Origin of the sequence: Pseudomonas alkylphenolica, from assembly GCF_004025535.1 — a bacterium.
Lineage (GTDB): Bacteria > Pseudomonadota > Gammaproteobacteria > Pseudomonadales > Pseudomonadaceae > Aquipseudomonas > Aquipseudomonas alkylphenolica_A.
The window spans coordinates 81,708-94,168 of record NZ_QJRG01000047.1 but is presented as its reverse complement, the minus strand read 5'-3'; the positions used below and the strand labels follow the sequence as shown (position 1 = coordinate 94,168).

The window sequence follows — 12,461 nt, the reverse complement described above, 5'->3', positions numbered from 1 at the left end:
CAGAAATGAAAAAGCCGGGTCTATACCCGGCTTTTGCAATTCCCACGCCAGCTATGCCAACTGAGCAAGCCACTCCAGGCTCACGCTGAACGGCGCCCGACCGGTGAACGCTGTCGGCCAGCGCTCAGCCAGCGCACGACTGACGCTTTCATCAACCGCGCTCAGCTCACTGACGAACAACTGCGCGCGTGGGGTCCACACCACTGCCAGACCGGCCTGGGCAGCCGCCAGGCACAACTCGACATCGGCGCCGGGTGCCGAGACCAGACCGCCAACGTGTTCGAACACCTGCTTGCGTACCATCAGGCAACCTTCGGACACGGCGGTGCAGCTGCGTACCGACAGCGGCCAGAAGTTGACAGCGTCCTGTTCAAACGCAGCTCCCGCCCAGGGGGCGTGCACCGAAGGTCCGGCCAGCAACTCATATCCGGCATGGGCCAAGGTTCCGTCAGCCGTCTGAAGACGCGCCCCCACCACACCGACCTCCGGACGCTGCGCTTCGTTGAGCAGGCCTTCGATCCAGGCTGGCGTGACGACTTGAGCGTGCTCCGACAGCAGCACCAGGTAGTCGCCACGTGCCTCGCTGGCAGCCAGGTTCAGCAGCTCGCCCTGCGATGCACCTGGCTCGCCCGCCAACAGCCGGACACGGCCGGCAAAGGCCTGGAATGCCGCTGCGTCGATTTCGACGTGATCACCAACACAGGCCACCAGCACTTCATAACGCGGGTAACGGGTACGCTGGAGCACAGACGTCAGGCACGCCTGCAGCTGTGCGTTATCGCCTTCATGCGCCAGCAGAATGCTGACCAGCGGCGTGGCCGAATGACGGAAATCGATGAGCAAGCCGGCTGCACCCTGATCGCTGACCTGGCTGCGATACCCCAGTTGCGTCAGGTGACGGTTGAGGATTGCCTGCGCTTCGGTAACCAGTGCGGGCGAAGCTTGCTGGCCGATTACCAGGTACTCGTCCATATGCGCCAGGCTGCCTAGCCCCTGGGTCTCCACAAGACGCAGCAACAGGTCGAGTTCCAGTGCCTGGCGCGAGGTCTCGCTGAAACCGCCCAGGTCCAGTACCGCCTGGCGACGCACCAGCCAATGGCGGGACATCAGGCCCGGCTGGCTGCGCAGCAGGTCCAGGTTGGCACCCGGTCGCACCACACTGAGCAAACGCCCCTGCTGGTCACGCTGCACTTCGTTGGCAGCAATGGCCTGGCACGCCGGTGCCTCGCCAAGCTCCACCATCAAGCGCAGCAGGCCGCCGGCCAGCAATACGTCGCCCGCCTGCAACAGCAGCAGCCATTCACTTGGCAGTTGCTTCACAACATGATTGAGGTGAGTGGCCCAATTGCTCTCGGTCACCTGGATGAAGTGCAGGGTATCGCGTGGCGTGGTAATCGTCGGCAAGTTGCCGGCCTTGAGCACTACAAGCTTGAAGTTGCGTACGCCCGAAGCCAACAGGCTGTCGAAAGTGGCTTGCAGGGCCAGGTCGTCGTCATTGAGATCCAGCACCACAAAGGCGATTTGCCCGGCCGGATGGCTGGCCAGGTGCGCCAGTACGCGCTGGCGCCCCTGCTCGTCAGGCGTGGCGGCGGCGATTGCCTCCAGCACCTTTCCTGACGGCGTAGCACGCAGCCGCTCGTGCATTTCGATACCCGGTACCTGTTGCAGACGCTGCAGCCAGTTGTTCAACTCACGAACGCGCTCACCCTCCTCGCCATCGCTCAACATCGGCATCAGCTGCTGGCACAGGCTCAGGTTGAACAGGCCCAGCGCCATGGCTTGCCAATAGCGCGCCTGCAAACTCTCCGGGGTGTCATTGGGATGCACTTGCATGAGATCGCGCTGGCGCACCCAGATGCCTTCCAGCGCCTGCTGCTGGCGCTGGCCCGTTGGCCAGGCGTGGCAAAGAAACTCCAGCGCGGTCAACTGCTCGAACAGCGCGCGATTGTAGTACGGCAGCTCTACATACTGCCGCGGCTCGAACACACGCTCCGGGTCATCAATGACGCTTTTCCATCCCGAGGTAAACAGCAATGGTTCTTCACCCTGCTCATGGCTGCTGCGCACAAAACCATTGAGCACCGCGAACCCGGCGTCGTCGGCGTACAGACGCTGGCGATCGGCATCCCACTGACGCAGCGTGCGCACCGTCTGGTTAACCCGCTCTTCACGAACGACCGGTGTCAACGCGCAGGGCGCGTACTCGCAAATCACGTCAGTCTGCTCGAGCTGTGCAATGGCGCCATCGGCTAGCAGCACACACGACAAAGCCGTACGCACACCAGCAACATCCAGTGCCTGTGGCACCTCGGCCAACGCCGCCTGCAAGACTGCAACGCGCGATACCGCACGCCAGGCTTGCTGGCCCGCCTGGGCATACTGCTTGAGGCGGGCAATCGCACCCTCCCCGGCTGCTGGCGCAAAGGAAACGCCAGACTTGTGGTAAGCCACTTCAGCATTGCCGGCGGCATAGGCCAGCGCATAACCCTGCACGGCCGCCAGTTGTGGTTGCTCATGCAGGTGCGCTGCGGCGTTGTCCAACGCCGTGGCCAGAACGAAATCGGCATCCTGGGCCAAGGTTACGAACGGCGTCGTTACCTGCGCCAATGCCTGGCTCAGGCGCTCGCAGAACTGTGCGCCGCTAGCGTTCGCAGACAACGGTTGCAGGGCCAGGCAAGGCACACCGGCCTCGCGGTAGTAGTGAAGCGCGCGGGCACGATGGTCCGCCTGATCATGCCCGAGCAGGACAACGGTTACATCGCTGCGCTTCCCAGTTGCGATTTCGATCATAGTGCACCTGTTCCAGTTATCGATTCGGCATCCGGCCCCGCCGGACGCCAGGGTTCAGTCCGCCAGCCAGGCATTGGCCCAATGCTGCAGATGGTGTTCATTCAGTACGTAGTCGCGCAACACCGCCTCACGCAGGGCATCGCCCTGGCGATAGCTGGCCAATGGATCGCCAAGGTGCATGCGGATTGCCTCCAGCCACTGTTCGGTGGTGTTTTCGCGCACTCGCGTGCAAGGCAGATAACCGGCATAGGCCTTGGTATCGGTGCAGATCACCGGAAACCCACAGGCGCCATATTCCAGCAAGCGCAAGTTGCTCTTGCAGTCGTTGAAGAGGTTCTGCTCGAGCGGTGCCAAGGCCAGGTCGAGGTTGAGGCTGGCCAGTTTGCGCGGGTACTGGGCGAATGAAATGCCTTCGTAGAACTCCTTCACGTACGGCCGCAGCACGTCAGGGCACATGCCGAAAAACACCCAGTCGACTTCGCCGGCCAGGGTCTTGATCACCTCCAGCAGCAGTTCCAGGTCACCGCGATGACTGGTACCGCCGGCCCAGCCCACGCGAGGCCGCGCACTGGTCTGACGTTCACTGACAAGTCCGCTCCATAGGGGCGCGGCCAGCATGTTGGGAACCACACGAATGTCGTGGTGCATGCTCGACAGCGCATCGGCCAGCGGCTCGGTGGACACCACTACGCGGTCGCACAGGCTGATGGCCTGGCCAACCAGTTCGCGCATGTTGCTTGGCATGTTGCGCGCGTGATCGTTCTTTTTCGGCGGCTCGATGATGTAATCGTCTAGCTCGTAAATACGCCGGGCATTGGAAAGCTGCTTGTACCTGCCCATGTCCTTGATGTTGCCCGGCGTGTAGCGGCACTGCAGGATTACCACGTCGGGCTTTTCCCGCTCCAGCTCGATCAGGCCCGGCGAGCTGTAGTCGATGCGGCCCTGAATCCAGCCGGCACGTTCCAGCTCCGTAAAAGGCTGAACCACCCGATAATGTCCGATCGCCGATGTATTGCTTGGCAACGCCAGTACCGATGGCATGGCCCGTGCGATGAACGGGTCCCAACCACTGCGCAGGCCGGGCTCGAAGTTGAAGTTCGCCAGCTTGAGGCTGAGGTTGCGGTTATAGGCTGGATCGAAGGCCACCCAGGACAGCCAGCGTTGGTAGAACGCGGCCTGGTCGGCCTCGACGTGCGCGGTGCCGTGGTCGTCAGCCACCGTCAACCGGGCCACTTTTGAAAACGGCGTCCACACCGACAGGTAGCCGAGTTTGCGCGCCCGCAGGCAAAAATCGGCGTCCAGCAAGTTACTTTGCAAACTGCCAGTATCGAGCCCTTCAAGTGACTGGAACAGCTCGCTGCGCACCAGCATGCAGTCCAGACTCAAGGCGCTCCAGTTCTGCACCAGTTGCAGGCGGTTCATGTAGCTGTCGGCGTTTGCCGCACAGCCCAGTACGGGGCTGCCAGCGAGGCCATTCATGCCCAGTACCAGGCCGGCCGAAATCACCGCGCCATTGCGGTCGAGCAATTTTGGACCGACCACACCGACTTCCGGGCGCTGCGCCAGGTGCATCAACTCGCACAGCCACTGCTTGTCGAACAGTACGCAGGCCGGATCAAGCAAGAGCAGGTAGTCGCCGGTCGCCTGCAGGCTCGCCTGGTTCAGGCTGGCGGCCTGACCGCTGGCAGAGACGGCAACGACGCGTAACTGATCGCTGCCCAGATTGGCCATTGCCGCGAGCCAGTCACGGACTTCAGCAGGCGCCTCGTCGTTGACCACCAGCAGCAATTCAAACTGACTGTAGGCGGTGTTCTCAAGCAAGGATTCAACGCAACGCATCAACGCCGTCAGGTCGGTACCGGCAAGGATCAGAATCGACACCTTCGCCGCCCACTCATGCTGATAGGTCACGCGGGTCATCAGGCCACCGTCAATGCCAGCCACCTGGGCGCTAACGCCCAAGCGCTGCAAGTGCGCCTCCACCACACGTGATGCCTGGACCTGGGCACCGGCCTCAGCCAACCACTGGGCATAGGTGTACCGGCACTGCACCAGCACTTCGGCAATGTGCTCCACCACCGGCAAGCCATGGGCTTCAACCAGACGCCAGAGCAGGTCCTGGGGTGCCAGGCTATCGAAGCGCTGATCAAAGCCCCCCAGCCCACGGACTGCCGCACCATTGAAGGCCAGCAGGCGCCCGACATAGGGCAGGCTGCGCATCAGGTCAAGGTTGAAGTCCGGTTTGAAGATCGGGCTCGACGGCTCAAGGTTGTCGTTGGCGCCTTCATCGGTGTACAGGCACAGGCTGTCAGCGCGCAGGGCCATACGCTCAGCCATGATCACCAGCGCGTGCGGATGCAAACGGTCGCCAGCGCGCAGGAGGAAGAACCAGTCAGCCGACTCGTCGCTGAACAGCCACTGATTGAGCTCGGCAAAGTCATTGTCGGCGCACACCCGGTACTGAACCTCGTCACCGGCCACAGACTGCAGCGACGCCGGCCCCATCACCAGAATGCGCCGGGCGGGATAGGATTGCTCTGCCAGGCTGTCGAGGGTCACACGCAACCCGGCCTCGTCGTCCCCGCAGAAAATCACCGGCACGATACGCGGCTGGCTGGGCCATTGCTCGATGCGCTTGGGCAGCAGGCGCAACTGGCCCGCCGAGAGGCTGCGGTATTTCAGCCACTCGGCGTACAGCTCGGAAAAGCTCAGACTGTTGCTACCAACCTGCTGGTTGAAGTTGGCCATCTGCCCGGAAAAGAAGCGCCGCATATCCAGCTCTTCCCAGTGCGCATCCGCGCTGTCGTCGTAACTTGCCAGCGACTGGTAACGCACCCAGCCTTCAGCCGGCGCGGCCTCACCGCTGCGTGCTGCGAGCATTTGCAGCAACCATTCGGACTCGACCTTGTAGGCCTCGGTCATGCTGCTCTGGTGGCTCAGTCTGCCAGGATATACGCGCTCAAGGCTCAGCACCTGATCCAGGTTGCACAGATGACCCCGGCGCAACAGGCAGGTGTACAAGGCCAGGTCCAGGCGTGCAACAAAGCCCTGCCCGTCCTGCACCAGGGTTGCCAGGTATTCCTCTACCTGCGCCCGGCGAAACAGGGCATGGCTGAGCCCACCGAACAGGTTCGGTGCGCGGTCGGCAATGCTGTCCAGCAGGTCCGTACCACGCAGCACGGCACTGTGCATCGACATAACGAAATTCAGCGAACGCGAGGGCAGCAGCACATCATCGGCCGCGCAGAGCAAGCGCTGGCAGTTGACCATGCTCACCTGCGGCCAGTCACGCAAGACACCGGCCTGTTGGCTGATGCAGGTGCTGAACAACACATCGTCATCACACAGGAACTTGATCAGCTCGCCGGACGACTGCGCCAGGCACGCCAGCAGGTTACGGGCAAACCCCAAGCGTTCAGGGTTGCGCACATAGCGCACCGGCACCGCCGAGTCACTCCGGAGCGCCTCGCAGATAGCTTCGATCTCTGCACCGGAACTGTCGTCACATACCACGACTTCCAGATTCGGATAGTCCTGGGCAATCGCGCTGGCCAACGTACTGCGAAAGAATTCAGTGTTGAATGCGGGGATGGCGATGCTGACGAGAGGCTGTTCGTTCACCGTGGGAAACCTTGAAGAAGGTCTATGCACCTGCGCTACCTGAACAGGCAGGCGCATAGACCGTTAACGCGGAGGATAGAGATCAGAGCTGATTGAACAGGCTAAGCGAGGAGATCTTGGTAAACGCCAGCTGCGAGGCCTGCAGCATGGTCTGCTGCAGGTTCAGACGGATCAGCACTTCAGCAGGATCGGCATCACGAATCGAGCTTTGCGTCTTGGTGTTGGCAATCTGCAGGCTTTCATTGGTCTCAGCCTGCACGTCCAGCGCGGCACCACGGGCACCGATCGAACTGATCGACTCGGCGATCTTGTTCGCGCCGCTTTCCAGGTTACCGATAGCCGAGTCCAGGGCAGCCTGGTACTTCTGCTTCGCATCAAGGTCGTTGTCCACCGGCATCTCAAGCGCCGAGCGCAACTGCGAGATGGTGTCGAGGATGTTCTGGGTCTGGTGCGTATTGACCTTCACCGAGTACTGATCGCCCGACTTTGGCTCGTCCGGAGGCGTGCTGAACGTGAAGTCGACACCGGCAATGCTGGCATTGCTGCCCGTCAGGCTACCCGTGGCAACGGGACGCGCATCAGGCCCCACCGGCTGGGCATAGACTTCATAGTCGGTGTCGCTGGTGAACTTGATCAGAGCACCGCCGCCCGGAAACGCGTCCTGGTACAGCCCTTTGTCACTGATATTGGCCCCGGTAATTTGCGACGACGACGGGTTGCCCGGGCTGCGCGAACCGGCAATGGCATCCGGCTTGGAGGCCAGGGTGAATGCATGCGGTGCGATGGTGCCGTTGTCGCCGTCGCGGAAATTGACATCAACCCGCATGTCGACACCACGGAAGGTGATGGTATCGGTCTCTGACGAGTCGTAGGTACCGCCGCCCGAAGCTTCCAGGGTGTAGTCGATGGTGCCGGTGGAATCGGTGATCTTGTACTGCGTGCTGTTGATGAAGGTGATGACGTACGGTTCGCCACTGCGAAAGCGTTCGTTGTAGGTGCTGCTGCCGGAGACCTGACCATCGGACAGGCTCACACGTGAGTCGGCCGCTGCTGGCGAGGTGAGCGAGGTCTGGCTGCGGCTGGTGTTGAGCGCCTGTTCGAATGCGGTGTAACCGCTTTCGTTGGTCGCCATGCTGAGCATGTCACCCACCTGCAGGTTCAGGGTGCTCTGGTCACCTTGATAGGTGTAGGTGCCATCGGCGTTGCGTACATACGGCTGGGTATCGCCACGCGAGCCGGAGAACAGGTACTTGCCGTTCTCATCGCGGCTGTTCATCAGGCTGTACAGCTGCTCTTCAAGCTGGCTCAGCTCCTGCGCGTTCGCCTTGCGGTCGGCATCGGTAAAGCTGCCGTTACCCGCGCCGATTGCCAACTCCTTGACCCGGGCCAGTACGTTGGTGATGCCGTTGAGCGTCGACTCGGCCGTGCTGAGGCTGTTGCGCACGCTGGTGATGTTGCCGTTGTACTGCCCAAGCAGGTTGCTCTGCTGCTGCAATTGCAGCAACCGCGCGGCCCCCACCGGATCATCGGCAGCAGTACGTACACGAATGTTGTCAGTGGCCTGCTCGCCAGTCTTCACCACGTTGGCAAGGTTGCGCGAATAGCTGGAGGCACTGGCTTCGTAAAACTGGGAAGTAGAAATACGCACGGTCTACCACTCCTTAAAGGGCATTGATCAGCGTGGAGAAGATTTCCTGCGCCGCTTTGATGATCTGCGACGAGGCCGTGTAGTACTGCTGGTACTTGATCAGGTTGCCGGCTTCTTCATCGAGCTGAACACCCGACAACGAATCACGCGAGGCCTTGGCCGAAGTGTGCAGTGCCGTGGTCGAGTCCACGTCCATCTGCGCCTGCGCCGTTTTGCCACCGACGTTTTCCACCAGCTTGCCGTACGCATCGGTAAGGCTGATACCCTTGCCGTTGGCACCGACTTCAACCGTACCCTTGGTCTGCAGGTCGATCACAGACTGGCCGTTGCGATTGTTGTCCGAACCTGCACCGGTAAGCGCAACGGTGTAGCTGTCACCCTGCTTGGGCGAGCCGGACACTTCCATCTCGAAGGTGAAGGACTTCTGCGTGCCGCTGGCGTCGTTGATCGGTGCGCCGGTGGAGTCGACCATCGGTACCGAAAACTGCAGCTTGTTGGCCTGCCCGGGAATGATGGTGCCGGTGCCCAGGGTGCCACCTTGGGCATCAAGCAATTTGTAGGTTTGCGGCGACGCAGTGTCATCACCGAACACCAGCTTCACCGGCGTCGAATACTTCAGGCCATTCTGCAGGTCGAGACGCTGGGTGGCGTCATAGATGTCGAGGCTGGAGGTCAGGTTCGGCTGGCCGATGATCCCGGTGCCCTGGTTGCCCGAGCCACTGGTAGCGGTCAACGGCGAGGCCAGTGCAATGCGCTTGGGGTCGGTGAGGACGGTATCCAGGTTGCTCGCAGCGTTGCGGGTCGGAGTAATCTTGAAGCTGTCGCCAGGCTTGTTGGTGCCGCTGTTCAGGCTGAGCGAGAAGCCATCGATGACCGGTGCCGGATCATCGGTAATGTCGAAGCTGCCCAGGTCGGTGCCTTCCGGCAGCTTCTTGACGCTGTAGCCGGTGGCGCTGGTGAAGGTCACCTGGTAGTCGCTGGTGCTCAGCTTGCCGGTGTCCTTGATGGTCACATCGAGCATGCCGTTACCGGTGTTGCCGGACCGGGCAGTGCTGCGCTGGCTGATCTGCTCGGCACTGTTGATGCTGTTGAACAGCGCGGCGCCAAACTCGCCGTTCTTGTCGATGCCCTGGGCCAGCTGTTTGTTGATCTGGTCGGCCATGACCAGGGCCACACGCCCCAGCTCGTTCAGCGACGGGTCCAGCACTTCGCTGCGATAACGCAGCAGGCCACCGATCTCGCCGCCATTGAGGCTGGAGGTGACGTCCATGACCGTGGTGCCACGGTTGAGCTGAATGCTGGAGCGGGTCGGGTCTGTTTTGCTCGGCACCGCCTCCAGGGTGTTGATGGTTTTACCCATCACCAGCGGCTGGCCGTTCTCCAGGTAGATATCCAGGTTGCCTTCACGCTCGACCACCTGGGTACCAACCAGCTCGGACAATTGACGCACGGCTTCGTTGCGCTGATCGAGCAGGTCATTCGGCGTGCCTTGCACTGCCGAAATCTGGGAGATCTGATCGTTGTACTGGGCAATGGTCGCCGACAGCTTGTTGACCTGGTCGGCCATCGACGCCAGGTTGCCGTTGATGTTGGTGTTCTGCTCGTTGAGCTGGTTGGCGATGGTGTTGAAGCGCTTGCTCAGCGATTGCGCACTGGTCAGCAGCAACTGGCGCGACGCGTCTTCGTTGGGCTTGGCTGCCGCACTCTGCATGGCGGTGAAGAAGCTTTTCAGGGCCGCAGTGATGCCCGTATCGGCATCGGACAGCATGCTGTCGATGGGCGCAACCTGATTGAGGTAGGCCGACGCGTCGCTGCTCAGCGAGGTGGTGGTACGCAACTGGTTTTCCAGGTAGGCGTTGTACACCCGGCGCACATCGGACAAGGTCGTGCCGGTGCCGATGAATACATTGCCGTACTGCTGCGAGCCGTTGGCCCGCTGCACGTTCTGCTGGCGCGAATAACCAGCGACATCGGCGTTGGTAATGTTGTTACCGGTGGTGTGCAGGCCCGACTGACTGGCGTTGAGGCCCGACATCCCGATGTTGATCAAACTCGCCATGGTTCAAACCTTATAGTTGCGTAGTGGTGCCAATCGCTGCGTAGCTTTCGTAGGACTTCATCTGCTTGGCGATCTGCGAGATCTTGCTCGCGTAATCCGGGTCGGTTGCGTAACCGGCCCGCTGCAGCTCGCGTACAAACTGTTCCGGTTTATCGGCAGCCTTGACCGCATCTTTATAGCGCGCGTTGTTTTGCAACAGGCTCACCAGGTCGTGGAAGCTGTCCTGGTAGGAGTCGTAGGAACGGAACGCCGCCGTCTCTTTGACGAACTGGCCATCGCGGTACTCGCTGGTGATCGCCCGCGCCTCTTCGCCTTGCCAGTTACCCGTAGCCTTGATGCCGAACAGGTTGTGGCTGCTGCGGCCATCGGCCTGGCGCATGACCGACTTGCCCCAACCGGTTTCGAGGGCGGCCTGGGCCACCAGGTAACGCGGATCGATACCGATGCGCTTGGCGGCCTGCTCGGCCATCGGCAGCATGGTGGCGACAAAGTCATCTGAAGACGCGAAGGCACGCTTGGCCGGCGCCAGCGGTGGCTGGGCCATGGCGCGACCGTAGATGCGTAGACTGCCAGGTGCGGCAAAGGCCTGAGCCGGCTGCCAGTCGCCCTTGACCACGGCATCGCCGACCTGGGTCGAGCGCCCGGGAATCGGCGCGGTATTGGTGGTTGCCGCCACACCGCCTGCGGCAGGCACCAGGCCCGCCAGCAAGCGATCGGTAAGCTTGCCAGGCAATGCCAGGCGACGCGAATTGAGCGCCGCCACATCATTGCGCGTGACCGCGGTTTCCTGTGGTCGCTCGGCCACCCCGACTGCCACGGCACCCAAGGGACGCGCCTGCACATCGAAGCGCGGGAACGGGCTGGTATTGCCTGCCGGGGCGGCCTTCTGCTTGGACAGCTGACGCATCAGCACGTCCTGCAAACCGATACCACCGCCCTCGCGCGACATGCTCACCGCCAACTGCTGGTCATACATCTGCTGGTACTGCTTGGTGGTCTCGGTATTGAGCGGGTTGTCCTTGGCCAGCACATCGCTGGCCGAGCGCATCGACTTGAGCATCTCGTTGAGAAACAGCGACTCGAATTCCTGGGCCACCTTGCGCAGGTTGGCTTCGCTGTCGCGATCACCGACCTTCAGCGAGCTGAGGCGGTTGAGGTCGGTGTAGGCACCGCTGTCAGCCGCGGAGGCAACTGCATGCTTGGGCATATCCATTGGTCAGGCCTCAGATCACGATCAGGTCGGCTTGCAGGGCACCGGCCTGTTTCAGGGCTTCGAGAATCGCCATCAGGTCACTGGGCGCTGCACCCACCTGATTCACCGCACGGACGATTTCATCCAGGGTGGTGCCCGGGCCAAACTTGAACATCGGTTTGGCTTCCTGCTCGGCGTTGACCCGCGAGCGTGGCACCACAGCGGTCTGGCCATTGGAGAACGGCCCCGGCTGGCTGACGATCGGGTCTTCGGTGATGGTCACGGTCAGGCTGCCGTGAGTGACGGCAGCAGGCGAAACCTTGACGTTCTGGCCGATGACGATGGTGCCGGTACGCGAGTTGATGATGACCTTGGCCACTGCCTGACCAGGATCGATCTCGAGGTTCTCGAGGATCGACAGGTAGTCGACGCGCTGGCTTGGATCAAGCGGCGCTGTCACCCGCACCGAGCCACCATCCACCGCTTGCGCCACACCCGGGCCGAGCAGTTCGTTGACCTTGTCGACGATACGCTTGGCGGTGGTGAAGTCCGGACGATTGAGGTTCAGGGTCAGGCTGTTGCCCTGGTTGAAACCGCTGGGCACGGCACGCTCTACCGACGCACCACCCGGGATGCGACCGGCCGAGGGGACGTTGACGGTGATCTTCGAGCCATCGCGCCCTTCAGCGTCAAAACCGCCGACCACCAGGTTACCCTGGGCGATTGCATAGACATTGCCGTCGATACCCTTGAGCGGCGTCATCAACAGGCTGCCACCGCGCAGGCTCTTGGAGTTACCGATCGACGACACGGTGATATCCACCACCTGCCCCGGCTTGGCGAACGCAGGCAGATCGGCATGCACCGACACCGCCGCGACGTTCTTTAGCTGCACGTTGCCCGAACCCGCCGGCACCTTGATGCCGAACTGCGACAGCATGTTGTTGAAGGTCTGCAGGGTGAACGGGGTCTGGGTGGTCTGGTCACCCGTACCGTTGAGCCCCACCACCAGGCCGTAGCCGATCAGCTGGTTACTGCGCACGCCGGAAATGCTGGCGATGTCCTTCAGGCGCTCAGCCTGTGCGGCGAAGGCGGCAGACATCAGAAGCGCGGCGGCGATCAGCTGCTTGTAGTTGAACATGGTCATCCGA

General features: G+C 61.9%; 6 protein-coding genes. All 6 read right to left on the bottom strand.

The features are described 5' to 3' along the window. Nucleotides 1-51: 51 nt before the first annotated feature. Nucleotides 52-2,790 carry a glycosyltransferase family 2 protein gene (locus DM813_RS15785; RefSeq protein ID WP_128324327.1) on the bottom strand — a complete coding sequence of 913 codons (2,739 nt, stop codon included), beginning with the start codon at nucleotides 2,788-2,790 and terminating at the stop codon, nucleotides 52-54. Nucleotides 2,791-2,844: 54 nt separating this feature from the next. Further along, nucleotides 2,845-6,411 carry a glycosyltransferase gene (locus DM813_RS15780; RefSeq protein ID WP_128324326.1) on the bottom strand — a complete coding sequence of 1,189 codons (3,567 nt, stop codon included), beginning with the start codon at nucleotides 6,409-6,411 and terminating at the stop codon, nucleotides 2,845-2,847. Between the two features lie 82 nt (nucleotides 6,412-6,493). Then, nucleotides 6,494-8,059: a flagellar hook-associated protein 3 gene (locus DM813_RS15775; RefSeq protein ID WP_128324325.1), complete on the bottom strand. Its 1,566-nt coding sequence runs from the start codon at nucleotides 8,057-8,059 to the stop codon at nucleotides 6,494-6,496. Nucleotides 8,060-8,072: 13 nt separating this feature from the next. After that, nucleotides 8,073-10,118, bottom strand: coding sequence for a flagellar hook-associated protein FlgK (flgK, locus tag DM813_RS15770; RefSeq protein WP_128324324.1), 2,046 nt, complete (start codon nucleotides 10,116-10,118; stop codon nucleotides 8,073-8,075). 10 nt (nucleotides 10,119-10,128) lie between these two features. Beyond that, nucleotides 10,129-11,331, bottom strand: a complete 1,203-nt coding sequence (gene flgJ, locus DM813_RS15765) for a flagellar assembly peptidoglycan hydrolase FlgJ (RefSeq protein WP_128324323.1) — start codon at nucleotides 11,329-11,331, stop codon at nucleotides 10,129-10,131. A 10-nt stretch (nucleotides 11,332-11,341) separates the two neighbouring features. Further along, nucleotides 11,342-12,451 carry a flagellar basal body P-ring protein FlgI gene (locus tag DM813_RS15760; protein ID WP_128324322.1) on the bottom strand — a complete coding sequence of 370 codons (1,110 nt, stop codon included), beginning with the start codon at nucleotides 12,449-12,451 and terminating at the stop codon, nucleotides 11,342-11,344. Nucleotides 12,452-12,461: the final 10 nt, after the last annotated feature.